This window comes from Paracoccus sp. JM45, from assembly GCF_003590715.1.
GTDB lineage: Bacteria > Pseudomonadota > Alphaproteobacteria > Rhodobacterales > Rhodobacteraceae > Paracoccus.
The window spans coordinates 280678-306369 of sequence record NZ_QQVY01000004.1 but is presented as its reverse complement, the minus strand read 5'-3'; the positions used below and the strand labels follow the sequence as shown (position 1 = coordinate 306369).

Genomic DNA, 25692 nt, shown 5'->3' with positions numbered 1-25692 from the left:
TTAGATACCATTCACGTGTCTTCGCGGTGATGTGACAAGAATAAATCCTGTCGGTCTTGCAGATATTACCCAGTTCTATGGTCTTTGAATTGCGCCGCCCGACCCTGTTGATCGGGGTGGGGCGGCAGCTTTGTCTGGCAATCAGTCGTCGTCGGGGCTTTCGCCATCATCCCCGAAAGCGGCATCGTCGCTGTATTCGTCTTCGCCCTCGTTCACATATTTGGCGCTGAGCGCGATCGAATGGTTGTCATGGCTGGGGTCCATGACAATGTCCGACGGGATCTCTCCGATCAGCCATTCGCGGACTTCCTCGCGGATTTCTTCGGGTTCCTGACCGGTGGTTTCGGTTAGATACTCAAGAAAAGCGCGCTGGTCGCCGTCGATCTCGTCCAAGTCGCTCTCATCTACCTGAGGCCACTTGTCGATGATTGCCTCGTAGAAGGCAGACCAGTTTTCTTTAACGTGGTGCCACTTCATCAATAACCTCCTCCGGATATGCCGCCTTGGGACCAGCGGGCGACTCCGGTAATATCCTCGCCGACGCCGGCGACGGTGTTGCATCCGGCCAGTATTCCACAGGCCAGCAATGTAACCCAAAACATGCGCATCAGTTCGTCTCCTGCCACCAAACTTCCGGTAAAAATCCCGGCCAGTCTCCGTAGATGGGTAATTCTTGGGGATATTTTAGGCTGTCCGAATGGGCCAACCGCGAAAAGGGCGAAAAGCTGACGGGGATCACATAGCGTCCGGCGGTCAGGACGCGGTCCAACGCATGCACAGCGGCGGTGAAATCCTCGCTGGTTTTTGAGGTGACCATCGCGTCAATCATCGCCTCGGCTGCGGGGCTGTCCATGCCCATCCAGTTCCGGCTGCCCGGTGTGGTGACACCGTCAGCGCCCCAATAAAGACGCTGTTCGTTTCCAGGCGACAGCGACAAGCCACGCTCATACCATGTCATGTCGAATTGGTAATTGTTCGTGCGTTCAATATATTGTGCTGAATCCAGCAGGGTAATGCGCGGAGTTATGCCAAGCGGGCGTAATGCCTCGATATAGATATTCACGATCTGCTGGGTTTCCGACCCCGACCGCATGGCAGACCCCGACTGGTTCAGCAGAATTTCAAAGGTGAAGGGCTGCCCCTGATCATTGGCCAGCCGTCCGTCCTGAACCGTCCAGCCCGCATCCTTCATCAGCGCCATGGCGCGACGGATGGCGGGGCGGTCCATGGAACGGTCGCTGCCTTCGGGCAGGGTGTATCCTTCCAATGTGCCTTGGGGCAGGTCATGGGCAAAGGGGGCCAACAGTTCGGCCACGCGGCCTGTTGCGGGACCATCCTCCATCCCAAGCACAGAATTCGAGAAATAGGACGTAATGCGCGGATCCGACCCACCATTCAGTGTATTGTTGATAAAGCGGTAATTGAACATCTCGATCATGGCCTGCCGCACGCGCCAGTCATCAAAGATCGGATTGCGGGTGTTCATCACCAGCCCCATGATCCCCGAAGGGCGTTCGTTGCCGATATCCGACTGGACGATCTGTCCGGATGTGGCCAAGGGGAAGTTGTATTCACTGGCCCATTTCTGCGCCGAGAGTTCACGCCAGACGTTCACTTCGCCTGCCTTGAAAGCCTCGAACATCGCATTGGCATCGCCAAAATAGTCATAACGGATCGTATCAAGATTGTTCAGCCCCGCCATCAGGGGCAGATCCTTGCCCCAGTAATCAGGATTGCGTTTGAACGTGATCGAACGGCCCGGATCGACGCGGTCCACCACATAGGGGCCGGTGCCGATCGGGGGTTCCATGCTGGAATCACTGAAGTCCTGGCCTTCCCATTGGGCCTTTTTCAGAATCGGCCGCAGGCCCATCAGCAAAGGCAGTTCGCGGTCCATTTCGTTAAAGGTAAAGCGGATGCTGCGCGGGCCGGTCTGTTCCATTTTCGACACTTTCGACCACGCCCCCAAGTAACGGGGATGCCCCTGCGTGCCCAAGGTTTGGTAAGACCATATCACATCTTCGACAGTGACAGGGCTGCCATCGGAAAAGCGGGCCTCGGGGCGCAGGGTGAATTCGACCCATGAACGGTCGGGGGCAGTGTCGATTGTTTCGGCCAGAAGGCCGTAAACGGTAAAAGGTTCGTCAATCGACCGCATCATCAGCGACTCGGCCACATGGATGCCGACCCCCCATGCAGGATTTCCTTTCAGAACCCATGGCTTGAGTGAATCAAACCCCCCCGGTTCTGCCAGCCGAATCGCACCGCCTTCTGTCGCCTCGGGATTTGCATAGGGAAGATGCGTAAAATCTTCGGCAAGCGCAGGTTTCCCATACATTGCAAGGCCATGCGCGGGATCTGCAAGGGTTGCCAGCGGCATTGATGCAACACCGACGAACATGGCGGCCATCGCGGGCAGGGCCCCCCTCGATGTGCATTTGTTAAGGATTTTTAAGATTCGCATCACCAGCGGCCCCGATTGTCGTTGTTTGGCCATGATAACAACAGCCTCACCAAGCGGGCGTCAACCAAAGGGGCAAGAACTCTGTTGGACTCGGGCGGTTCCTCGCGTATAAAAGACTTACTGCTCGATAGGTTTCTTGCCTGTATGAAACCTGCCTCAAGACTTACGCCCGCCTTGTGCGGGCGTTTTTTTTTGACCATGCTGCGGGTGCAACATCGACCGAAGGTCCAGAACGGCCAAAGGTCGCGGCCAACCCAAGGAGCAGCCGATGTTCGAAAAATTCCTGACTGGCAAGACCGCAATCATCACCGGATCGAATTCCGGTATCGGGCTGGGCGTGGCCCATCGTCTGGCAAAAGCGGGCGCTGACGTGGTGCTGAACAGCTTTACAGACACTGACGAGGATCATCAGCTGGCCGAAAAGCTGGCGGACGAATATGGCGTCAACGTCCGCTATATCAGCGCCGATATGTCCAAAGGGGATCAGTGCCGCATGCTGGTCGAAAAAGCAGGTGCATGCGATATCCTGATCAATAACGCCGGCATCCAGCATGTTGCCGCAATCCCCGATTTTCCCAGCGAAAAATGGGATGCGATCATTGCAATCAACCTGTCTTCGGCATTCCACACCACAGCGGCAGCATTGCCCGTGATGCGAGAAGCGGGCTGGGGCAGGATCATCAACATCGCATCCGCCCACGGTCTGACGGCAAGTCCTTTCAAATCGGCCTATGTGGCCGCCAAGCATGGCATCGTCGGGCTTAGTAAGGTGACCGGTCTGGAAACCGCACGTGAGCCGATCACCTGTAACGCCATCTGCCCGGGGTATGTCCTTACGCCATTGGTGGAATCGCAGATTCCCGACACCATGAAGAAATACGACATGGACCGTGACGAGGTGATCGAGAAGGTTCTGCTGGAGCGCCAACCCTCGAAGGAATTCGCCACGACCGATGAATTGGGCGATACGGCGGTCTTCTTGTGCAGCGATGCAGCGGCCCAGATTACCGGCACGACAATCAGCGTCGATGGCGGCTGGACGGCACTTTAAGGGAACCTGCGACCATAGGCCGCGTTACCCGTCATATTGTGCGTAAGGAGAAACGCCATGAAGGGTATCGTCGCTTGGTTTCTGGGCATTCCGGTCGTTGTGATCATCATTCTATATGTCTTGGGCATCTTCTGATGCAAAAAGGGCGCCCTGATCAGGGCGCCCTTTATTCAAATCGGTCAGCAATCAGTTCAGCGCGGTTTCCACGGTCCGGATGTCGGAATTGGTCATAGTCTTGGCCACCTCTTTACGCAGGCGGAATTGCAATTCCTTGTGGTAATGCTTGCGCATGACCCCCAGCGTAGATGGATCAGCAATGATCGCGACGTCGTCCAGCTTGTTCTGCAGCATCATCGTGTTCAGGCGATGCGTCAGTTTGACAGCAAAATCTGCCTCGTCCTGATCCTCGCTTTCGGATGCCTCGTCATTGACTGCGATGGTTGCAGGGTTCGACAGGGAATTCGGCGTCAGATGTTCGGTCGGGGACAATTCCAGCCCGTATTTGGCGGTATTGCGGAATATGGTCGCGGAATGGCCGTCAGCGACGACCACCATGGTGTTATGGGGCAGCATGATGGATCCTTTCCTTATGTCTTCGTTCATGACCTCAACGCGCCCCACTGCGCCCTAGTTGCACCCGTCGCAGAAGCTGCGGATACGTGCGACAGCATCACGCAGCACATCGTCACTGGTGGCATAAGAAATGCGGAAGTGCGGGCTGAGGCCGAAAGCCGCCCCGAAAACCACCGCAACCCCTTGTTCATCCAGCAAGGCATTGGCGAACGTCTGGTCGTCGCTGATGACGGTCCCGCCCGCCGATGTCGTCCCGATCAACCCTGCCATCGAAGGGTAAACATAAAACGCCCCCTGCGGCACCGGACAGTCCAGCCCCTTACAGTCATTCAGCCCTGCCACCACCAGATCGCGGCGACGCTGGAAAATGGCGCGGCTGTCGCGAATGTAATCCTGCGGGCCATTCAGGGCCGCCTCGGCGGCATATTGGCTGATCGAACTGGGGTTGGAGGTCGATTGCGATTGCAACTTGGCCATGGCGCGGATCAGCGGTTCGGGCCCCGCGCCATAACCGATACGCCAACCGGTCATGGCATAGGATTTGCTGACCCCGTTCATGGTCAGCACACGGTCCTTCAGGCGCGGTTCGACCTGTGCGGGGGTGCAGAATTCGAAATCGTCAAAGACCAGATGTTCATAGATATCATCGGTCAGGACCCAGACCTGCGGATGGCGCAGCAACACATCGCACAGCGCCTGCATCTGTGCATGGTCATAGCCCGCGCCCGACGGGTTCGAAGGGGAATTCAGGATCAACCACTTGGTGCGGGGGGTAATCGCAGCCTCCAGCGCCTCGGGGGTCAGGCGGAAGCCGGACGACAGATCGCATTCGACAATGACCGGCGTGCCGCCCGCCAACAGAACCATATCAGGATAGCTGACCCAATAGGGGGCGGGGATGAGCACCTCATCCCTGTCATCCAGCGTGGCCATGAAGGCGTTAAACAGGATCTGTTTGCCGCCCGTTCCGACGGTAATTTCCGACAGCTTGTAATCCAGCCCGTTTTCCCGCGCGAATTTATCCGCAATCGCCTTTTTGAACGAAGGCGTCCCGTCAACGGCGGTATAGCGGGTGTGACCGGCGTCGATTGCCGCCTTGCCCGCATCGCGGATGTTTTCGGGGGTGTCGAAATCAGGCTCGCCCGCAGATAATCCGATGATATCACGCCCCTCGGCGCGCAGTTCGGCGGCGCGTGTCGTCATGGCAATGGTGGGTGACGGCTTGATGCGGGTCATCCGGTTGGAAATGAATGCCATGAAAGGACCTCGTCGGTTTGATCTGTGGACCGCCTTGGCATACGCTGCACGCAAGTTTGCCACAAGTAAGGGATTGGGGACATGGACAGCTATGCCGAACCGGTGGCGACATTGGGTGACCGGCTGACGGCCGCGCGCGAAGGTGCCGGTCTGGAAATCGCGCAAATGGCCGGACAGCTGGGCCTGCCCCCCGAAACACTGGAGGGGTGGGAGGTGGATCAGGATGAACCGACCGCCACCTTGCTGGGGCGGATTGCCACGCTGTCGGGTGTCTCGGTTCTTTGGCTGTTGACGGGGCAGGGCGCGGGGCCGCAAGACACAACTGCGGGTGCGCTGATGCGCGAGGAGCTGGGCGCATTACGCCAGTTGCTGGCAGAAGCCTGCGCCCGCGTGGAACGCTTGGAAGAGGCTTTGGGTCATGGCTGAGACGATGGAAACCCCCGAAAACCGGCTAAAGCGGCTGCATATGCGCAGTTGGCGTCGTGGTATGAAGGAAATGGACCTAATTCTGGGCCATTTCGCGGATGATCATCTGGCAGATTTATCAGCAGATGATTTGAACCTGTATGAACGCATGCTGGGTGAAAACGATCAGGACCTGTATCTGTGGGTCACGGCGCGTATCGGTGAAGATGAAGCAGGCATCCGCGATCCTGCCTCGGTGATGTTCGCGCCGCTGCTGGACCGCATTTCACATCACGCCAACGCGCGGTTTTCAGCAGATAGATAAAATTGTTCTGAAATCCACGCATGGGGCGGGGGTAAATTAACTGAAGATTGTCATTTATCCGCGATTGTCAGGTCATGACGAACAGGACAGGACATCTTACCGCCATGCTCGCACCCGCCCCACGCGAAACGCGCCCGACGACCGATCATTCCCATACCGCCGATGTCGTGTCGGATATGACCTCGGCCTATCTGGAATCCTTGCAGCTGCTGGAACGGATGCACAGGCTGATGCTGGATATGATCAAGGACGAATTCGAACGCCTGCATCACGGCGATCTGACGCCCGTACAGGCGATGATCCTGTATAATCTGGGCGAGGCCGAGGTATCAGCCGGAGAGTTGCGGTCCCGCGGTATGTATCAGGGATCAAACGTAAGCTATAATCTGAAAAAGCTGGTGGCGATGGGCTATATCCACCACGAACGCTGCGATTCCGATCGTCGTTCTGTGCGGGTCCGTCTGTCCGAAGAAGGCCAGATGGTCCGCGACATGGTGCGCCAGATGTTCATCCGTCACGCCAAGGGACTGGCCATGTCGGGAGTGCTAGAGGACCCGATGCTGGATCTGGTCAATCTGCAGAACCGCCGGATCGAACGTTTCTGGACGGATCAGATCCGCTATATCTATTAGCGTGTCACCGCGCGCACCCCACGGCTGCGCGCGACGGTTTTTTTACCAGTGACCGGTGTTTTCCATGCTGGCCCAAGGCTCTTGCGGGGGCAAAGGCTTACCGGCATGCAACAGCTCGATCGAGACGTTGTCGGGGCTGCGGACAAAGGCCATATGGCCGTCGCGCGGCGGGCGGTTGATTGTCACGCCGGCATCCATCAGGGTCTGGCACAGGTCATAGATATTTTCGACCCGATAGGCCAGATGCCCGAAGTGACGGCTGTCCGAGGGCAAGCCTTCGTCGCCATCCCAGTTATAGGTCAGTTCAACGGGGCATTCGGGCTGTCCTTCAGCCGCCATGAAGACCAAAGAAAAGCGGCCTTCCTCGTTATCGATGCGCTTTGTCTGCTGCAAACCCAGCAGATTAAAAAACGCCATCGTCTTTTCCAGATCCTTGACGCGAAGCATCGTGTGCAAATAGCGGATTTTCATAGATATCTCCTGTCGCTTTCGTCGCGCAGACTGTCACGCGGTTTCTCCGTGCGCAACATTCGGCGGACGAAGCAGTTCCGCGACAGTTGAAAGCGTCGCCCCCGCATGTCAAAGGAAGGCCTTCCATCCAAGAGGACCGCCATGCCCCTGACGCCCGAACAGCAGGCCGAGATCGACAGCCAACGCCAATCCCCCCGCCAGACTTTGCGGGCCGTTGCCGAGGGCATGGAACAACATCTGTATACCGCCCATCCGGTGCTGGACCACGGCTTTGTTCGCGTGATCGATTATATGGGGGATGACGCTGCCATCTGTCAGGCAGCGCGCGTCAGCTATGGCACGGGCACCAAGTCGGTCCAGAACGACGAAGGTCTGATCCGTTATCTGATGCGCCACTGGCATTCGACGCCGTTCGAAATGTGCGAGGTCAAGCTGCACGTCAAGCTGCCGGTCTTTGTCGCCCGCCAGTGGATCCGCCACCGCACCGCCAATATCAACGAATATTCCGGGCGCTATTCGGTGATGGACCGTGAATTCTATATTCCGGCCGAGGATCAGCTGGCCGCGCAATCCAGCCAGAACCATCAAGGCCGCGGTCAGGTCCTGCAGGGCGAGGAAGCGCAGCGCGTGTTGAACCTGCTGCGTGAGGATTCGATGCGCAGCTATGACAATTACGAATCCATGCTGTCACAGGACGGGCAGCAAGGCTTGGCGCGCGAACTGGCACGGATGAATCTGCCGACCAATATCTATACGCAGTGGTACTGGAAGGTCGATCTGCACAACCTGTTGCACTTCTTGCGCCTGCGTGCCGACAGCCACGCACAATACGAGATCCGCGCCTATGCGGATGTCATGTGCGACATCGTCAAGGACTGGGTTCCGGCGGCTTATGGTGCCTTCCGCGATTACCGGATGGATGCCGTCAGCCTGTCGGCGCAGGCCGCAACCGTCCTGAAACGTCGCCTTGCAGGCGAGACTGTCACACAAGAAGACAGCGGAATGAGCGCACGCGAATGGCGCGAATTCCAAGAGGCTTGGGGCTAAAACGCCAATAATTGCTGATGAACGGCTCCCGTATCGAAAGATGCGGGGGCTTTTTCATATTTGGCACCAAGTCGCGCTGTCATATAATTGTCACGAAAATCATACATAGCCGTCACCTGAAGTTACTAACCCTGCCGTCATGACATTCAGTTCAATCCAGTTTCGGAGAACACAAATGAAGACCATCGGCTTTACCGCAACCGCAATTTCCGTCATCGCCCTGACGGCTGGTGCTGCTGCTGCCCGTGATCAGGTGCAGGTTGCAGGGTCCTCGACCGTGCTGCCCTATTCGACCATCGTGGCCGAACTCTTCGGTGAAAACAGCGATTTTGGCACGCCGGTCGTGGAATCTGGCGGTTCGTCCACCGGTCTGCGCCGTTTCTGTGAAGGCGTCGGTGAAAACACCATCGACATCGCCAACTCCAGCCGCTCGATCCGCGACAGCGAAGTCGAGGAATGCGCAGCCAACGGCGTGACCGACATCATGGAAGTCCGCATCGGTTATGACGGGATCGTCTTCGCGAACCTGGCTGACGGCAATGCTTTCGAATTCACCCCGACCGACTGGTTCAAGGCTCTGTCGGCCAAGGTCGTTCAGGACGGCAAGATCGTCGACAACACCGCCGCCAACTGGTCGGAAGTGAACCCCGATCTGGCCGATCAGGAAATTCTGGCCTTCGTTCCGGGCACCCGTCACGGCACCCGCGAAGTGTTCGAGGAAAAAGTCATCCTGCAGGGTTGTGAAGACAGCGGCGCGCTTGAGGTCTTTACCGCCGAAATGGGCGAAGACGACGCCGAAGCTGCCTGCATGACGCTGCGCACCGATGGCAAATCGGTCGACATCGACGGCGATTACACGGAAACGCTGGCACGCATCAACAGCTCGCCCAATGGTATCGGTGTCTTCGGTCTGTCATTCTATGAGAACAACACCGACACGCTGCAGGTTGCGACCATGTCGGGCGTCCTGCCGTCGACCGAGACCATCGCTTCGGGCGAATATCCCGTGTCGCGCCCGCTGTTCATGTATGTGAAAAAAGCCCACATTGCCGAAATCCCGGGCGTCAAGGAATTCGCTGAATTCTTCGTCTCGGACGAGATTGCAGGTCCCGACGGCCCGCTAGCCGAATATGGTCTGGTGTCGGATCCCGAACTCGAAGCAACCCAGACCGCTGTCGCTGACGAAGCGACGATGCAATAAAATGGTCTTCGGGCCGCGCGGCAGATTGCCGTGCGGCCCGTCTTTTTCCCTTTCCAGCAAGGAACAGCCGGATGCCACTGTCCTGGGCTATGATCGCCAGCCTGTTTTTGGCCGTCGCCGGATATCTGATCGGCCGTAACCGTGCATTCGGGACCGTCGGGTCCGATGTCCGCCAGTTGCACAGCCGTCCCACCTATCACGGCCTTAGCGTTGCACTGACCGCTTTCGCTCCTGCAGCTATTGTGATCCTTCTTGCCGCGGTTTTGCGTATGGCGGGCCTGATCGGGTCCGAAAGCGGCGGGCTGGTCGGCCTTGCCGTTCTTGCTGTCGCCATCATAGGCCTTGGTTTCGGCATCACCCGCGTCACACCGCAATTCAAGGCCCGCAACACGGTCGAACGGATCATCCTGACGCTGCTGATTCTGTGTTCGATGATCGCCATTGCGACCACGCTTGGTATTGTCCTGTCGCTGATCTTCGAAACCGGCAGTTTCTTCCAGAAATACAGCTGGCACGAATTCTTCTTCGGTCTGGAATGGACACCCCGCTTTGACGGCAATTCCCAACTGGGCATGCTGCCGCTGTTGTGGGGCACGCTTTATATCTCTTTCATTGCATTGGTTGTGGCGGTTCCTACCGGTTTGTTTGCCGCGATCTATCTGTCGGAATATGCCAGCCCACGTATCCGCAGCTTTGCCAAACCCATGGTTGAGTTGCTGGCAGGTATTCCGACCATCGTTTACGGTCTTTTCGCCCTGATCACCGTCGGTCCGATGCTGCGTGACTGGATCGCGCAGCCGCTGGGTCTGGGCAATTCTGCATCATCGGTGCTGACCGCGGGTCTGGTCATGGGTATCATGCTAATCCCCTTTGTCAGTTCGCTGTCGGATGACATCATCAACGCAGTGCCGCAAAGCCTGCGCGATGCGGCTTTGGGCCTTGGGTCAACGCCATCCGAAACCGTGCGGCAGGTGGTCATGCCCGCAGCGTTGCCCGGCATCGTCGGTGCCGTTTTGCTGGCCGCAAGCCGCGCCATCGGTGAAACGATGATCGTGGTGCTGGGGGCCGGTGCCGCCGCCACCATGAGCCTGAACCCATTCGAGGCGATGACCACCATCACCGTCAAGATCGTCAGCCAGTTGACCGGCGACAACGACTTTTCGTCCCCTGAAACGCTGGTTGCCTTTGCCTTGGGTCTGACGCTGTTCGTCATCACCCTATGCCTCAACATTGTCGCGCTGATCATCGTGCGCAAATATCGCGAGCAGTACGAATGACCGATATGTCGAACCACGCCCCGCAGAAAACGCAGAAAACCTCGCTTTTCGAAACCGGTGCGCGCACCCGTCGCCGCAATGCTGCCGAAAAACGCTTTCGCGCCTATGGTGCGGCTGCCATCTGCATCGCGGTCGTTGCGCTGCTGGTGCTGGTTACCACCATTGTGCGCGACGGATCGGGGGCCTTCCGCCAGACTTATCTGTCGATGCCTGTCGCGCTGACCGCCGAACGTCTGGACCCCAAGGGTAACCGCGATCCGGCGGAAATGGCCAAAGTGCTGACGCTGTCATATGGCCGTGTGCTGGATGATGCGCTGGATGTCGCCGTACGCAATATGGACACCCAGATCGAGGGGCTGGCCGAAAGCGACATCAAGGGACTTGTCTCCAAAGAGGCATCGGCCCAGCTTCGCAGCCGTGTGTTGAACGACCCCGAACTGATCGGTCAGACGGTCGATGTGAACGTGCTGGTGAATGGCCGGATCGACGGTTACTTCAAGGGTCGCGTTACGCAGGAGAGTGCGGCACGCGACAGCAACACCTCGCCCCAGCAGCTGATGCTGGCCGATGCGCTGGCCGAGGATGGAGTGCTGGTTACGCGCTTCAACCGTGAATTCATCACCAATCCCGACGCATCCGACCAACGCCCCGAGGCAGCAGGCGTCGGTGTCGCGATCCTGGGATCGCTGTATATGATGCTGGTCGTCTTGTTCCTGTCGGTGCCGATCGGGGTCGCGGCCTCGATCTATCTTGAGGAATTTGCCCCCAAGAATCGCCTGACCGATGTGATTGAGGTGAATATCGCAAATCTGGCCGCCGTGCCGTCCATCGTCTTCGGTATCCTTGGTCTGGCCGTCTTCATCAACTTTGCGGGTCTGCCGCAATCGGCCCCCATCGTTGGCGGTCTGGTACTGACGCTGATGACGCTGCCCACCATCATTATTTCGACCCGCGCGGCGCTGAAGGCTGTGCCGCCGTCGATCCGGGATGCGGCACTTGGCGTCGGGGCATCCAAGATGCAATCGGTCTTCCACCACGTCCTGCCGCTGGCCATGCCCGGCATCCTGACCGGTACCATTCTTGGTCTGGCGCAGGCTTTGGGCGAAACCGCACCCTTGCTGCTGATCGGTATGGTTGCCTTTGTCCGCGAATTCCCCGCAGCCCCCCCCGAAGGTCTGTTTGACCCCGCATCCGCCCTGCCGGTCCAGATCTATAACTGGACGCAGCGGTCCGACCCCGCTTTTGTCGAACGGGCATCGGGCGCCATTATCATCTTGCTGATCTTCCTTCTGTGCATGAACCTGCTGGCCATCTATCTTCGCCGCAAGTTCGAGCGCCGTTGGTAACCGGCGCCAAGGAGCTTGTAGAACAATGTATGACACGACCCGAACGGAGAGCGCCGTGAGCCAGCAAGACATCAAGATCTCGGCCCGGAATGTGCAGGTCTATTATGGCGAAAAACATGCCATCAAAGACGTGAATGTCGAAATCCAGGACAAGACGGTCACCGCTTTCATCGGTCCGTCGGGCTGCGGTAAATCGACCTTCCTGCGCTGCATCAACCGGATGAACGACACCATCGACATCGCCCGCATGGAAGGCGAAATCCGCATCGACGGTGATGACATCTATGACCGCCGCGTCGATCCCGTGCAGCTGCGCGCCAAGGTCGGTATGGTGTTCCAGAAGCCGAACCCTTTCCCCAAGTCGATCTTTGACAACGTCGCTTACGGCCCCCGCATCCACGGTCTGGCCCGCAACAAGTCCGAACTGGAAGAAATCGTCGAAAGCAGCCTGCGCGGCGCCGCCCTGTGGAACGAGGTCAAGGACCGTCTGCACGAACCTGGCACCGGTCTGTCGGGCGGCCAGCAACAGCGTCTGTGCATCGCCCGTGCTGTCGCAACCGCCCCCGAGGTGTTGTTGATGGACGAACCCTGTTCGGCGCTGGACCCGATTGCCACCAGTCAGGTGGAAGAACTGATCGACCAGCTGCGCAGCCAGTTTTCGGTGGTGATCGTGACCCACTCGATGCAGCAGGCGGCCCGCGTCAGCCAGAAAACCGCCTTCTTCCATCTGGGCAATCTGGTGGAATACGGCGATACGGACGACATCTTTACCAAACCTCGTGACAGCCGGACCGAGGCCTATATCTCGGGACGTATCGGTTAAGCCGACAGAAGGAAGCGACCATGAACCGCGACAAGCATATCTCATCGGCGTTCGACCGCGATCTGGAAACGATCCAGGCGCTGGTTGTCAAAATGGGTGGCATGGTGGAAGCCTCGATCATCGATGCCTCGACCGCGCTTGACACCAACGACGAAGAACTGGCCGACGACGTGCGCCGCCGCGATAAGGCCATCGATGCGCTGGAAGTCCAGATCAACGAAGATGCGGCCCGCCTGATCGCCCTGCGCGCGCCCACCGCCACCGATTTGCGGATGGTGCTGGCCGTGATCAAGATTTCGGCCTCGCTGGAACGGGTGGGCGATTACGCCAAGAATATGGCCAAACGCACCGAGGTTCTGGCCCAGATGCCCGCCATCGAAGGTGCCGGCATGGCGCTGCGCCGGATGAGCACGGCCGTCAACAAGATGCTGCAGGATGCGCTGGACAGCTATATCCGCCGCGACGCCGAACTGGCGCAGGACGTGCGGCAGCGCGATCTTGAGGTGGACCAGATGTATAACGCGTTGTTCCGCGAATTTCTGACCCATATGATGGAAGATCCGCGCAATATCACGTCCTGCATGCACCTGCATTTCATCGCCAAGAACGTCGAGCGGATGGGCGATCATGCGACCTCGATCGCGGAACAGGTGATCTATCTGGTCACGGGCGAACTGCCCGAGGAGGCGCGCCCCAAAGGCAACAGCGTCCCCATGGTCACCCCGACCGAGAGGGCTTGATGATGTCCCGTCAGGCCCCCTGCGTTTTGATCGTCGAAGATGAGGGCGCGCAACGCGAGGTCCTGCACTACAATCTCGAAGCCGAAGGCTTCGAGTGCGTGGTGGCCGACAACGGCGAGGATGCGCTGTTGCTGGTTCAGGAAGAGATGCCCGACCTGATCGTGCTGGACTGGATGTTGCCCAAGGTATCGGGAATCGAGGTGTGCCGTCAGGTCAAGGCAGACCCCTCGACCCGTAATATCCCCATCATCATGCTGTCCGCCCGCGCCGAAGAAGTCGACCGTGTGCGCGGCCTTGAAACGGGTGCCGATGATTACGTCGTCAAACCCTATTCCGTGGTCGAGCTGATGGCCCGTCTGCGCACCCAGTTGCGCCGCACGCGTCCAGCAAGCATGGGTGAACGTCTTAGTTTTTCGGATATCATACTGGACGCATCGGAACACCGCGTGTTCCGTGCAGGTCAGGCTTTGCATCTGGGGCCGACCGAATTCCGTCTGCTGTCCACACTGATGGAAAAGCCCGGACGTGTCTGGACGCGTGAACAGCTGCTGGATCGGGTCTGGGGGCGCGACATCTATGTCGATACCCGCACCATCGACGTCCATGTCGGACGTCTACGCAAGGCGCTAATGCAGAATGGCGGCGACAATCCGGTGCGCACGGTGCGCGGCACCGGATATGCCCTTGGCTGATCAGGCCGCGAACAGCCCGTCGAAATCGGCGAAACCTTTGACCTCGATCGGATTGCCCGAAGGGTCAAAGAAGAACATCGTTCGCTGTTCGCCGGGCTGACCTTCAAAGCGGATGACCGGCGGGATGTCGAATGCAACGCCATGCGATTTCAACCGGTCCGCCAGCGCCATCCAGTCATCCAGCCGCAGCACTACGCCCATATGCGGCATCATCACCATATGGTCGCCCACTTTCCCCGTTCGCGTGGTGGGGAAAGGCGTGCCCAGATGCAGCGACAGCTGGTGACCGAAAAAGTCGAAGTCGACCCATGTGTCGGTGGACCGACCCTCGGCGCAGCCAAGGATATCGCCGTAAAAGCGGCGGGCTTCGTTAAAGTCGGTGATATGGATGGCAAGATGGAACAGGGATTTCATGCAGCGCCTCGGGCCTATGTTTCGGCGCATATTGGGGCAGGGGACAACGCCTGTCTACAGCTGCCAGCTTACAGGTTGTCGATCACCTGACCCGCAATTTCCGCAGTCTGCGCCCAATCCGGCAAGATCGCACCGGCTTCTGCCGCCGCCTTTGCGAAAATGTCGCGTCTGTGCGGGTCTGCCAGCATGTCGCGCAGGGCATTCGCGAAGGCAGTGGCATCATCAACCGGCACCAGAATACCTGCATCCTGCGGCACGGTGTCCGGCACTGCGCCGGTGCGGGTGCTGACAATCGGCAGGCCGTGGGACAGCGCCTCGTCAAAAACAATGCCATAGCCTTCGTAACGGGTTGCCAGCGCAAAGACCGAAGCTTTGCCGTAAAGCGCCTGTAGATCATCATCGGGAAGTTTGCCCGCCAGACGCAGTCTTTCACCCAGCCCGCTGGCCGTGATCCGGTCGTTCAGGTCGCGAACATAGTCCCCGTCCCACGGGTTGCCGACAATTACAGCCTGCCAGTCCAGATCGGTCAACTGGCCTAAAGCATCAATCAGCACATCATGGCCTTTGCGCGGATGCAGAATACCGACTGACAGGATCAAAGGTGGCGACGATACGGGGCCTTTGATGCTGCCTTTCCTTGCCAGCGTTCCGGGGCGGGCAATCGTGATATGCTGGGGCGCGACATCATAGCGTTCGACAAGCATCTGTTTTGTATGGGGGCTGGGCACAATGATATGGCGGGCCATACGCAGATTGGCGCGTTCCGTGCGAAACAGGTGATCGGCCAGATCGGCAGGCAGGGCGCTTTCTTGTGCCAACGGGTGGTGGATCATCGCGATGACAGGTGCACGCATGTTCTGCAGGGCGACGGTATCCAGCGCACCAAAGGCCAAGCCGTCAATGATCACGGGCACATCAGCAGGCAACGCCAGCAGCTGCGCCATTGCCGCGGCCATTTGTGACGCATCAGGTGTCGGAAAGCTGTCTGGCAGGCTTAGCACCTGAACCTGTCTGCCCTGATCGCGCAGGCCCGCGACCAGTCGACGGTCATAGATATAGCCGCCGGTCAGGGTATTGATATCTCCGGGTAGGGCGAAGACGGCTGAATGGGCATGGGCATGGGCATGGGTCACGGGTCTACCTGCATTTGGGGCGGGACGGATGTCAGAGAGGTGCGGCTCTGGAGGATCAATACCAGAAGGCCGGGAAGGGTGCTGACCAGAAACATCAGGCCGAACGCTGTACTGGCCGCCAGTCCTGCAGCACCTGTGGCGCCGATCAGGGGAAACAGAGCGGCAGCGGCACCTTCGCGGACCCCCCATCCACTGATGGTCAGGGGGATGATCATGGTCAGCAGGATTAGGGGGACCAACAATGCTGCCTGCGAAGCCGACATCATCGTGCCTGTCGCGCGGGCGCAGAAGGCGAATGCGGCAATATTGGCGGCAGTGATGGACAGGTTAAGGACAATTTGGCGGGGCAAGGAACCGTTATCCAATAAAGCACGCCGGATCAAAGATGCACAGCTGCGTGCCGTCTTGCCTATATGGCCTGTTATGAACGTTGCACCATATAGGGCACCGACAATCATCACCCCGCCTGCCAGAAGCAGGGTGATGATGCCCTGGACAGCCAATGGCAGGTCAGGGCGGGTGGGGACCAGAAAGGCCGTGGCCAGAATAACCAGAAGGCTGGCCTGCCCCAAAGCACGTTCAATCACCACGCCTGCGCCCGCACGTTGCAAGCCGCCGTCGTGGCGGGCACGAAGCGCACGGCCAGCGTCGCCCAACACGCCGCCGGGCAAAGACTGGTTCACGATCTGCGACAGGTAATATTCACTGATGCTGTGGCGCAGGCTAAAGCTTTGTCCAAGCTGACGCGCCGTGAATTGCCATCTATAGGCAGAAAGGACGGTTTGCACCGTCAGCACCAGTAAGGCAGCAACCAACCAACCAGCATCGGCCTGCCTTAGCAGTGATAAGGCGTGCGCCCCGTCAAGCCCTGCCCAAAGCAGCCCCATCAGGATGAACGCTGCCAGCAATTGAAGAATTTTTGTGCCTGTCATGCCGGGGGAACGTCGACAGGCAGGGAAAAGCTCCGCAACAGATTGTCGCGCATCTGGTCCATGGGTAAAGGCGCGGCATCATCGGGCGGGATCAGCCCCGAGGTCAGACCCCAATCCGCGGTCAGATCAACCAATGCAGCGGGTCCGATGATATGGATGGGAACCTGCCTGCGATCGTCCAACCCGATCGACGTCGCAGCCTGATGGTCACCCACCAATACCATCAACGGGGCATTCCGACCCTGACGTCCGGCATATTCCATAACCGCCTGCAGCGTATAGTCGATGGCATCGCGATATTGCGACCGGACACGGTCACGGTCGCGCCAGACCTCTTTCGGTGAATCGCCAGCCTGCGCCATGTCACTGAATATGGTGCCATCGCCGACCTGATCCCAGTCTACCATCTGCGGGACCGGAACCCAAGGCGCATGGGATGAAATCAGCGCAACCTCTGCAAAGACCGGGCGTGGCTGCGCGTTCCGGATCCGGTCCAGCGCCGTCAGGGTGAACTGGTCAGGCATGGTGATCCAGTTGAAGGGCAGCCCTTGATAGCCAAGATCACCATCGGCAAAGATCTCGTCGAAACCCATGGTCAGCCCTTCGGGCCAAGCGCGTGTGATGGCAGGCATGATGGCGGCGGTGTAAAAACCGCCGCGTTGTGCATGGTGGAACAGGGTCTGGCGACCGCTGGCAATGGACGCCTGATAACGGGTCTGATCCCCGATGGTCATTCCGTTCATAAAGGTCGAATGCGCCAGCCAGCTTTGACCCCCATGCGTGGGCGAGGTCAGAAAGCCTGATCGCATGGTAAGTCCTGCATCCGACAAGCGGCGCTGGGCCTGTGACAGTGTTTCCAAGTGGCGCTGGGCATAGAACGGAGTATCAAAGCTGGTCCGGCCATAGCTTTCCAGAAAGATCACCAGCACATCGCGGTCAATCTTCGAAAAGGGTTTCGGGATCTGCTGCATCGGGTCCAGACGCGCCTGAACGCGAAAATCACGCAACTCGGTGATGGTCGAGGCTGCAAGCAGCCCACGATCCCGTGCAAAGGTCCAGTTCGGCAACGTAACAGGTGCCAGCAGCAGGATCGCAACTGCCAGTCCCCCAATCGACCATGCCAGATAACGTCCTGACCGGCCCAGAACGCCCAGCGCCCACCATAGGGCGTAAAGCATCGTCATGCCCGCCAGAATAGCCGCAATAACCGCGCCGATGGCCGCCCAAACGCCGACGGTCCCCGCCACAAGGCGCACCAACGCATCAATCAGCGGCAAATCCGCCACCGGATTGAAGTTGCGGCCAAGGCTTTCCCGCATCGCCAGATCGGCGCATTTCAGGATGGTCACCAGTCCAAGGGCCACGGTTCCGGCAATCCGGATGATGCGGCCAAGATATCCGTCTTTAGCAAGGATCATTGCGGTGGCAAGGATCAACATATCCAGCTTGGGCACGGCAAATGCGGATAGAACCAGCGGCGAAGGCGCGGCGGGCAGGGACGTCAGCAGATGCAGGACCAGCAGTGCAAGGATCGAGCGGATCATCGCCGTGCCCTTAGCCACAGGATATCACGCCCGAACGACCATAGCAGTGCGGCCGAAGCGATGCGGGCGATGATAATACCCTGACCTTCCGACAGGAACGGCAGCTGCAGGATGATCAGTGTGGCGATCTGCAGCACACAAATGGCCTTGCGCCATATGCTGTCGCAAAGCGGGGCGGTCAGCCATGGCCAGATAAACCCTGCGCCGATGAACAGATACCGCATCAGGCCAAGAACCAGCACCTCGAGGCCGACGGGGTCGCCGATCAGGGCATGTAAGGATAGGATCAATGCAAAGGCTGCGTCCACCTCCATGTCGAAGCGTGCGCCGAAATCCGACATCAAGCCGCTGCGTCGCGCCAGAAAACCGTCGATCCCGTCCAGGGCAAGGGACACCGCAGCCACGGTTGCCACCGCCCAGCCTGCGACCTGTCCTGTCACCAGCGATGCCAGCAGGGCGCAACCCAGCGCCATTCGCGCCATCGTCACTGCATTACATGCGCCAAAGCGGCTGTGCGGGTAATGCTGTATCGCACCACGCATGATGCCGCCTGCGGCCAGCAGGAAAATCCCGCCAGACAGGATCCCGCTTTGCCCTTGATGCAGTGCAAAAGCGCCTGTCAGGACAGAAACAGCCATCCCTGCCAGAATTGCAGGAACCACGCCTGACGGAATGACGCGTCTATGATTGGTTTTCGTTGGATTTTGGGGATCGGATATCTGCATCGCGTGACCATATGGCAGCGGATCGGCGCGTCAAGCTGCCGCTTGTCGCAGGGGAAGGCCGTGTTAGCATATTGCGACAGACAGGAGATGCGGATGGCACAGGAACCGAAAAGCTATGATAGGGTCGCACGCCTGCTGCATTGGGTGGTTGCCGCCGCAATTTTGCTAATGATCCCTGCCGGCCTGGTTATGGTTCGCGACGGCTTGCCGCGTCCGGTTCAGGATGCGCTGTTTTTCTTTCATAAAAACACAGGTGCCGCACTGCTTGTGGTGATCATGCTGCGTATCCTGTGGCGGATATTCCATCACGCGCCGCCTTTGCCGCGTGACCTGCCTAACTGGCAGCGCAAGGTCGCAGGGCTGTCGCACGGGCTGCTATATGCTTTGATGATCGTCATGCCGGTCACCGGATATATCCGGGTGCGCGCAGGTGGCTTCCCGATCGAAGTTCTAGATGCAATCGGCTTTCCTGTCCTGATCCCGCGCAACAAAGCGCTTGCCGATACCGCCAGCTGGCTGCACGAGACGGCAGGCTGGGGGCTGATGGCGATACTGGCGCTGCATATCGGGGCTGCGCTTTATCACGGGCTGGTCCGTCGTGACGGGGTCTGGGGACGGATGTGGCGGCGCGGACCGCGGACCTGACGTCATGCTATTGCGAATCGACATTGGGGCGCGGCGCATTTAGACAGGCATCACAAACGGTTATCTTCGGAATGCACATCCTGTTCCATGATTATCATTTATCAGTCATTTTCCATTGAACGATTTGGCGTGCTTGTGCGTTCGACGGCGTCCGTCGATTTTGCGGATCCGCCCGGTGCCTGCAGGAGAACAAGTGACCAACACCCGAAATATGACGATTATCGGCCTGATCGTCTTTGCGCTTGGGGCGGTATTCGCCCTTGATCTGTTCTTTCCTTTGGGAACCGCAGTCTGGCTGATCTATATCCTGCCGCTGACGCTTTCGTTCATGTGTCCATGGCCGGTTGCCCCGATCATCGTGGCGGGCCTGACCTGTTTTGCGATGGGCTTGGGCTTTGGGTTCGACGATGCATCCTTTGGCAGCGGTGTTGCGCTTGCGAACCGGACCATGGCGGGCCTTGTCTACATCGCGCTGGCCTTTGGTGGTCGCGGGCTGATCATCAATCGCGAACGCCTGATGGAAAGCGAATGGGTGCAAAAAGGGCAGGTCGGTGTCGGACGCGCCATTCAGGGCGAATTATCTGTCGAACGTTTCGGCCAGCAGGTTCTGCGCAGTCTGGCGGATCGCGTGGGTGCCCGTGCAGGTGTGCTTTATGCCCGCGAAGGTGATGCCCTTACCCGCCTTGCAAGCTGGGGTGCAGATGAGGCAGCTTTGGCGGAACGTGTCGCATCCGGTGAAGGGCATCTGGGGCGCTGCGTGGCCGAAGCCGCGATTGTGGAAATGGAGCTGCCCGAAGGAACCGCCCTTGGCTGGTCCAGCAGTCTGGCGCGTGGCCGGACTGCACGGGCGCTGCTGGTGCCGCTGCTGGACAATGGCCATGTAAATGCCGTGCTGGAACTGGGTTTTGACGGGCCTGTCGCGGGACGTGTGCGCGAATTGTTCGACCGTCTGACCGACCGTCTGGGTATTGCGTTCAGGTCCGTCCAGTATCGCGGACAGTTGCAGGAACTGCTGGAAGAAACCCGCCTGCAGGCCGAAGAATTGCGCAGCCATTCAGAAGAACTTGCGTCCTCCAACGAGGAGCTGGAGGAGCAGACCCGCGCCCTGCAGGACAGCCAACTGCGGCTGGAGGCCCAGCAGGCCGAGCTGGAACAGCAGAACGCCATGCTGGAAAGCCAGACGCAAGAACTGGAAGAACAGCGCGATACGCTGGCCAGATCGCGCCGCATGCTGGAAGATCAGGCCGCCGAACTGGCCCGCGAAAGCCGCTATAAATCCGAATTCGTCGCCAATATGTCCCATGAACTGCGCACGCCGCTGAATGCACTGCTGATCATGTCGCGGCTGTTGGCGGAAAACCGTGGCCGCACCTTGACGGCAGAGCAGGTGCGTTGGGCGGAAACGATCGAAAGCTCGGGCAAGGATCTGTTGTTGCTGATCAACGACATCCTTGATCTCTCTAAGATCGAATCCGGCAAGCTAGATGTCGCCCGCGACACGGTCGAACCGCAGGAAATCGCCAAGAAACTTGTCCGCGCATTCGAGGTGCAGGCCCAATCCAAGGGGTTAGAGCTGAGTGCGGATGTCGCACCGGGCCTTGAGGCGCTGGAAACCGACAGCCAGCGGCTGGAACAGGTGCTGCGGAACTTTATCTCGAACGCGTTGAAATTTACCGAACGCGGGCGGGTGACGTTGAAGGTGTCCCCAGTTCCGCAGGGGATCGCATTCGCGGTCCACGATACCGGCATCGGCATTGATACCGACCAGCAAGAGGCCGTGTTCGAAGCCTTCCGTCAGGCGGATGGCACCATTTCACGCCGGTTTGGCGGCACGGGTCTTGGACTGTCGATTTCGCGCGAACTGGCCGATCTGCTCGGCGGGCGTGTGACGCTGACCAGTCAGGCCGGAAAGGGCAGTGTCTTTACGCTGATCCTGCCAAAAGCCCCCGCCACACGCCAGCCAGCCGCCGCCCGCGCCCTGCCAAGCGCCCCCGCCCAACAGCCCGAGGTGATCGACGAACCGATCATGCTGGACGCGCTGACCGGCCTGACCGACGACCGTGCCATCACCCAACCGGGCGACCGTGTCATGCTGGTGGTCGAGGATGATCCCGCCTTCGCGCAGTTGCTCTATGAACTGGCGCAGGAACTGGGCTTCCGTTGTATCTGCGTCGGCCGCGCCGATGATGCCGTGCGCGCCGCGCGTCACTTCCTGCCGCATGCGATTGTCATGGATGTCGGCTTGCCCGACCATTCGGGACTGTCTGCACTGGACCGCCTGAAGCGCGACACCACCACGCGCCATATCCCCGTGCATATGGTCTCGGCCGAGGATTATACCAAGCAAGCGCTGGCCCAAGGGGCCATCAGCTATATGATGAAACCGATCCAGCGCGATACGCTGGCCACGGCCATTCGCAATCTGGAACAGCGCATGGAACAACGTCTGCGCCGCGTGTTGATCGTCGAGGATGATCCCGCCCAGATGGAAGGCCTGAAGGCGCTTCTGGCCAGCGACGAGGTTGAAACCGTCGGCGCGGGCACTGCCGCTGCCGCATTGGAAATGTGCCGCACCCAAACGGTCGATTGTATCGTGCTGGATATGACGTTGCCCGACGCATCGGGGTTTGAACTGTTGAAACAGCTGGACAGCGATGGCACGGCATCCTTCCCGCCGGTCATCGTCTATACCGCCCGCACCCTGTCCGAGGTCGAGGAACAAAGCCTGCGCCGCTATTCGAAATCGATCATCATCAAGGGCGCAAAATCGCCCGAACGTCTGATCAACGAGGTCACGCTGTTCCTGCATCAGGTCGTCAGCGACCTGCCGGAAAAACAGCGTGAAATGCTGGCAGCATCGCTGAACCGCGACGCCCAGCTGGAAGGCCGCCGCATTCTGGTGGTCGAAGACGACATCCGCAACGTCTATGCCCTGACCGGCGTTTTCGAACCGCATGGTGCCACCGTGCAGATCGCCCGCAACGGACGCGAGGCGCTGGATGCCCTTGGTCGCGTCAATGACGGCGCGGCACCCAAGGTCGATCTGGTGCTGATGGATGTGATGATGCCGGAAATGGACGGTCTGACCGCCACCCGCGAAATCCGCAAGATCGCCCGCTGGAAAACCCTGCCCATCATTATGCTGACGGCCAAGGCCATGGCCGAGGATCAGAACCAATGCCTTGCCGCAGGGGCCAATGATTACCTGTCCAAGCCGCTTGATGTGGACAAGCTGCTGTCACTGACCCGTGTCTGGATGCCAAGATGACTGTTGAACCCGTTCCCGCCGGTCCAGAAGATGATATCGAACTGGACCTGTTCCTCGAGGCGCTGAACAGGCGTTTCCATTACGATTTCCGCTCCTATTCGCGGGCATCCTTGGCGCGTCGGGCGGATCTGGCCCGTGAACGGCTGGGCTGCGCCACGCTTTCCGAGGCACAGGGCAGGTTGTTGCACGAACCGGTGGTTCTGCCCGATGTCATCGACGCCATGACCGTTCAGGTCAGCGAGATTTTCCGCGATCCAGAATATTATCTGGCCCTGCGCCGCGAGGTGCTGCCCCATCTGCGGACCTTTCCGTCGTTAAAGGTCTGGGTGGCGGGTTGCGCCGATGGCGAGGAACTCTATTCCATGGCCATCATGTTTAAGGAAGAAGGTCTGTTCGACCGCACCTTGTTCTATGCCACCGAAATCAACCGCCGCGCCTTGGCCAAGGCCGAAGCAGGCGTCTATGACATCGACCGCCTGCCGGTCTTTTCGCAAAACTATCAAAAGGCCGGCGGGCGCGGGTCGCTGTCAGACCATTACACCGCCGCCTATGGCCGCGCCGCCTTCGACCGTGATCTGCGGTCGCGCACGGTTTTTACCGAACATAATCTGGCCACTGATCAGGTGTTTTCCGAAGTGCATCTGATTTCATGCCGGAACGTGCTGATTTATTTCGACACGGCCCTGCAGGACCGCACGCTTGGCCTCTTTGCCGAAGCGTTGACGCGTGGTGGTTTTCTGGGCCTCGGGTCCCATGAAACCCTGCGCTTTTCTGCCCATGCCCATGCTTTTGCGGCTTTTGATGAACCCGACCGGATCTGGCGCCGCAATGCCGACCAGGAGATGCTGAATGCCCAATAATCCCATCAGATTCCTGATTGTCGACGATATTGCCGAAAACATCATGGCGCTTGAGGCTTTGTTACGCCGCGACGGACTGATCGTGGACCGTGCCAGATCCGCCAGCGAGGCGTTGGAACTGATGCTGATGCATGATTATGCATTGGCCTTTCTTGACGTCCAGATGCCCGAAACGGATGGATATGAACTGGCGGAACTGATGCGGTCGACCGAACGAACGCGCAGCGTGCCTATTATTTTCGTTACAGCCGCCGAAATGAACGAATCCCGCCGCTTCCGCGGGTATGAGGCGGGCGCCGTCGATTACATCTTCAAGCCCGTCGATCCGATGATCCTGAAATCTAAAGCGGATGTGTTCTTTCGCATCGGGCGACAGGCCAAGGAACTGGCCCGCCAGCGGGATGAGTTACGCGACATTGCCCGTCACCGCGACCGCGCGATGGCCCAACTGCGCGCCCATGCCGATAATTCACCCCTTGCCTTCGTTGCATTTGATGCCGAAGGCCGCATCCGCGACTGGTCCAAAGGGGCGGAACGGATGTTCGGGCGGGCCAAGGGTGATCTTTTGGGAAAAACCGGCACCGCGTGCGGGTGGCTGGATGCCGAGGCTGATCGTCTGCTGTCCAACTGGCGCAAGGCGGGGCCGGATGAAACGCAACGTTTCTCGGTCGAGATGCAGCTGGATCATGCCGATATCGGTGCCATCGCCTGCGAGGTCTATGGATCGCTGCTGTCGGATGGCACGGGGCAGCAATCTCTGTCCTTGCAGATACTGGATATCACCGAACGCAAACAGGCCGAGGAGGTCCGATCGCTTCTGATCGGTGAATTGAACCACCGCATCAAGAACACGCTGGCCAATGTGCAGGCGATAGCCCGTCAGAGCCTGCGCCAGTCCGACAGCCTGCCCCAATTCGAGGCCAGCTTCGGCGGTCGCCTTCAAGCCCTTGCCCGTGCCCATTCGATCCTGTCGGATGCCACATGGGCCAGCGCGCCCTTAGACCAGCTGATCGACGACCAGATCAATTCCGGCACGCTGGACGGCGAACGCCTGCGTCGCAAAGGACCTATGGTCGATCTGGCCCCCGATACGATGTTGCGCCTTGCCCTGACGCTGCATGAACTGGGCACCAATGCGGCCAAATACGGTGCCCTGTCGGTTCCGGGTGGCATGGTCGATCTGGACTGGACGCTGGATGCCGGACAGCTGACGCTGACATGGCGTGAAAGCGGTGGCCCAAAAGTGATCGCCCCTGATCGCATCGGTTTTGGCACAACGCTGATCACGGCAGCAGGGGGCGGGGACGATACCGCCGCTAGTGCCGAATGGCACCCCGATGGCGTAATCTGGACCATCCGGTTGTCGGATGGTGTCACGCCCCTGAAAAGCATTACGCCCGAACTGGATGCCACACATACGGTCGCGGTGGCCCGCCCGATTTGTCTGTCTGATTGCCGCATTCTTCTGGTCGAGGATGAGCCTCTGGTCGCTCTGGACCTGCGATACGAGCTGGAGGACGCGGGTGCCACTGTGATCGGCGTGGCCCGCACCGTGGCCGAGGCTTTGGAGTCGATCCGCGCCAATCAGGTCGATGTGGCCTTGCTGGATGGTAATCTGAAAGGCGAACCTGTGGATGATGTTGCCGAATTGCTGACCAAGCGCGGCGTGCAGTTCTGTTTTGTGTCCGGCTATGGCCGTGAACACCTTCCCGAAGGCTATGACGCGGCACCCCTGATCGAAAAGCCGTTCCGTCCCGATATGCTGCGATCCATCTTGACCAATCTGTTGTCACGCGATCTGGCCGAAGCCGCGCAATAAGAACGCCGTTCCGGTCCACGGGTTCGCCGGCACAGGGCTGTTCCACCC

Annotated in this window: 26 protein-coding genes; 15 read left to right on the top strand and 11 right to left on the bottom strand. The window is 59.1% G+C overall.

Translation table 11 applies throughout. The annotated features are described in order from the left end of the window. Positions 1–141: 141 nt before the first annotated feature. The 3 genes from DWB67_RS08940 to DWB67_RS08935 are packed head-to-tail and all read right to left on the bottom strand — an operon-like array spanning position 142 to position 2410. Complete coding sequence (locus DWB67_RS08940) at positions 142–477, bottom strand: hypothetical protein (protein WP_119807180.1); 336 nt, start codon at positions 475–477, stop codon at positions 142–144. Continuing rightward, entirely contained in the window at positions 477–608 is a 132-nt protein-coding gene (locus DWB67_RS18300; RefSeq protein WP_255418609.1) for a hypothetical protein, read from the bottom strand. Before DWB67_RS18300 ends, DWB67_RS08940 begins: the two co-directional genes overlap by 1 nt. Continuing rightward, positions 608–2410: an extracellular solute-binding protein gene (locus DWB67_RS08935; protein ID WP_119807179.1), complete on the bottom strand. Its 1803-nt coding sequence runs from the start codon at positions 2408–2410 to the stop codon at positions 608–610. The genes DWB67_RS18300 and DWB67_RS08935 overlap by 1 nt, the downstream gene beginning before the upstream one ends. A gap of 322 nt (positions 2411–2732) precedes the next feature. Between DWB67_RS08935 and DWB67_RS08930 the strand changes: the two genes are divergently transcribed. Then, positions 2733–3515 carry a 3-hydroxybutyrate dehydrogenase gene (locus tag DWB67_RS08930; RefSeq protein WP_119807178.1) on the top strand — a complete coding sequence of 261 codons (783 nt, stop codon included), beginning with the start codon at positions 2733–2735 and terminating at the stop codon, positions 3513–3515. Between the two features lie 186 nt (positions 3516–3701). Here the strand turns inward: DWB67_RS08930 and DWB67_RS08925 are convergent, their stop codons facing one another. Then, positions 3702–4088: a host attachment protein gene (locus DWB67_RS08925; protein WP_182911533.1), complete on the bottom strand. Its 387-nt coding sequence runs from the start codon at positions 4086–4088 to the stop codon at positions 3702–3704. 54 nt (positions 4089–4142) lie between these two features. After that, a complete protein-coding gene (locus tag DWB67_RS08920; protein WP_119807176.1) occupies positions 4143–5345 on the bottom strand; it encodes a pyridoxal phosphate-dependent aminotransferase in 1203 nt (400 codons plus the stop codon). Positions 5346–5426: 81 nt separating this feature from the next. Between DWB67_RS08920 and DWB67_RS08915 the strand changes: the two genes are divergently transcribed. The 3 genes from DWB67_RS08915 to DWB67_RS08905 all read left to right on the top strand — a co-directional run bounded on the left by DWB67_RS08915 (position 5427) and on the right by DWB67_RS08905 (position 6707). Then, positions 5427–5771 (top strand): helix-turn-helix domain-containing protein, encoded by a 345-nt coding sequence (locus DWB67_RS08915; RefSeq protein ID WP_119807175.1) that lies wholly within the window; start codon positions 5427–5429, stop codon positions 5769–5771. Continuing rightward, positions 5764–6075, top strand: a complete 312-nt coding sequence (locus DWB67_RS08910; RefSeq protein WP_255418608.1) for a succinate dehydrogenase assembly factor 2 — start codon at positions 5764–5766, stop codon at positions 6073–6075. The genes DWB67_RS08915 and DWB67_RS08910 overlap by 8 nt, the downstream gene beginning before the upstream one ends. Positions 6076–6251: 176 nt before the next feature. Beyond that, positions 6252–6707, top strand: a complete 456-nt coding sequence (locus DWB67_RS08905) for a MarR family winged helix-turn-helix transcriptional regulator (protein ID WP_119807230.1) — start codon at positions 6252–6254, stop codon at positions 6705–6707. Positions 6708–6749: 42 nt separating this feature from the next. Here DWB67_RS08905 and DWB67_RS08900 read toward each other — a convergent pair whose 3' ends face one another. After that, the gene (locus DWB67_RS08900) at positions 6750–7178 is read right to left on the bottom strand and encodes a VOC family protein (protein ID WP_119807174.1); all 429 of its coding nucleotides are present in this window, start codon (positions 7176–7178) and stop codon (positions 6750–6752) included. Between the two features lie 141 nt (positions 7179–7319). Here DWB67_RS08900 and thyX point away from each other — a divergent pair, with 141 nt between their 5' ends. From thyX to phoB, 7 genes are all read left to right on the top strand, one after another. Next, positions 7320–8225 carry an FAD-dependent thymidylate synthase gene (gene thyX, locus DWB67_RS08895; RefSeq protein ID WP_119807173.1) on the top strand — a complete coding sequence of 302 codons (906 nt, stop codon included), beginning with the start codon at positions 7320–7322 and terminating at the stop codon, positions 8223–8225. Positions 8226–8400: 175 nt separating this feature from the next. Then, complete coding sequence (locus tag DWB67_RS08890) at positions 8401–9426, top strand: substrate-binding domain-containing protein (protein ID WP_119807172.1); 1026 nt, start codon at positions 8401–8403, stop codon at positions 9424–9426. A gap of 71 nt (positions 9427–9497) precedes the next feature. Further along, positions 9498–10703: a phosphate ABC transporter permease subunit PstC gene (pstC, locus tag DWB67_RS08885; RefSeq protein WP_119807171.1), complete on the top strand. Its 1206-nt coding sequence runs from the start codon at positions 9498–9500 to the stop codon at positions 10701–10703. After that, a complete protein-coding gene (pstA, locus tag DWB67_RS08880) occupies positions 10700–12049 on the top strand; it encodes a phosphate ABC transporter permease PstA (protein ID WP_119807170.1) in 1350 nt (449 codons plus the stop codon). The genes pstC and pstA overlap by 4 nt, the downstream gene beginning before the upstream one ends. Positions 12050–12074: 25 nt before the next feature. Further along, the gene (pstB, locus tag DWB67_RS08875) at positions 12075–12872 is read left to right on the top strand and encodes a phosphate ABC transporter ATP-binding protein PstB (protein WP_119807169.1); all 798 of its coding nucleotides are present in this window, start codon (positions 12075–12077) and stop codon (positions 12870–12872) included. Between the two features lie 20 nt (positions 12873–12892). Then, a complete protein-coding gene (phoU, locus tag DWB67_RS08870) occupies positions 12893–13612 on the top strand; it encodes a phosphate signaling complex protein PhoU (RefSeq protein ID WP_119807168.1) in 720 nt (239 codons plus the stop codon). A gap of 2 nt (positions 13613–13614) precedes the next feature. Beyond that, on the top strand, positions 13615–14304 hold the full coding sequence (phoB, locus tag DWB67_RS08865) for a phosphate regulon transcriptional regulator PhoB (RefSeq protein ID WP_119807167.1): 690 nt from the start codon (positions 13615–13617) through the stop codon (positions 14302–14304). On the opposite strand, the gene DWB67_RS08860 is transcribed toward phoB, so the two are convergent. The 5 genes from DWB67_RS08860 to DWB67_RS08840 all read right to left on the bottom strand — a co-directional run bounded on the left by DWB67_RS08860 (position 14305) and on the right by DWB67_RS08840 (position 18965). Next, positions 14305–14718, bottom strand: coding sequence for a VOC family protein (locus DWB67_RS08860; RefSeq protein WP_119807166.1), 414 nt, complete (start codon positions 14716–14718; stop codon positions 14305–14307). It abuts the gene before it with no gap. Positions 14719–14786: 68 nt separating this feature from the next. Continuing rightward, positions 14787–15851, bottom strand: a complete 1065-nt coding sequence (locus DWB67_RS08855) for a glycosyltransferase family 4 protein (protein ID WP_119807165.1) — start codon at positions 15849–15851, stop codon at positions 14787–14789. Next, the gene (locus DWB67_RS08850) at positions 15848–16783 is read right to left on the bottom strand and encodes a lysylphosphatidylglycerol synthase transmembrane domain-containing protein (RefSeq protein WP_119807164.1); all 936 of its coding nucleotides are present in this window, start codon (positions 16781–16783) and stop codon (positions 15848–15850) included. Before DWB67_RS08850 ends, DWB67_RS08855 begins: the two co-directional genes overlap by 4 nt. Then, positions 16780–18327 carry a sulfatase-like hydrolase/transferase gene (locus DWB67_RS08845; RefSeq protein WP_119807163.1) on the bottom strand — a complete coding sequence of 516 codons (1548 nt, stop codon included), beginning with the start codon at positions 18325–18327 and terminating at the stop codon, positions 16780–16782. The genes DWB67_RS08850 and DWB67_RS08845 overlap by 4 nt, the downstream gene beginning before the upstream one ends. Continuing rightward, the gene (locus DWB67_RS08840) at positions 18324–18965 is read right to left on the bottom strand and encodes a CDP-alcohol phosphatidyltransferase family protein (protein ID WP_182911532.1); all 642 of its coding nucleotides are present in this window, start codon (positions 18963–18965) and stop codon (positions 18324–18326) included. The genes DWB67_RS08845 and DWB67_RS08840 overlap by 4 nt, the downstream gene beginning before the upstream one ends. Before the next feature lie 180 nt (positions 18966–19145). Here DWB67_RS08840 and DWB67_RS08835 point away from each other — a divergent pair, with 180 nt between their 5' ends. From DWB67_RS08835 to DWB67_RS08820, 4 genes are all read left to right on the top strand, one after another. After that, positions 19146–19697 (top strand): cytochrome b, encoded by a 552-nt coding sequence (locus DWB67_RS08835; protein ID WP_119807161.1) that lies wholly within the window; start codon positions 19146–19148, stop codon positions 19695–19697. A 193-nt stretch (positions 19698–19890) separates the two neighbouring features. Next, on the top strand, positions 19891–22965 hold the full coding sequence (locus DWB67_RS08830) for a response regulator (protein ID WP_220475106.1): 3075 nt from the start codon (positions 19891–19893) through the stop codon (positions 22963–22965). Next, positions 22962–23825, top strand: coding sequence for a protein-glutamate O-methyltransferase CheR (locus tag DWB67_RS08825; protein WP_119807159.1), 864 nt, complete (start codon positions 22962–22964; stop codon positions 23823–23825). Before DWB67_RS08830 ends, DWB67_RS08825 begins: the two co-directional genes overlap by 4 nt. Then, positions 23815–25644 carry a response regulator gene (locus DWB67_RS08820; RefSeq protein ID WP_119807158.1) on the top strand — a complete coding sequence of 610 codons (1830 nt, stop codon included), beginning with the start codon at positions 23815–23817 and terminating at the stop codon, positions 25642–25644. Before DWB67_RS08825 ends, DWB67_RS08820 begins: the two co-directional genes overlap by 11 nt. Positions 25645–25692 lie beyond the last annotated feature (48 nt).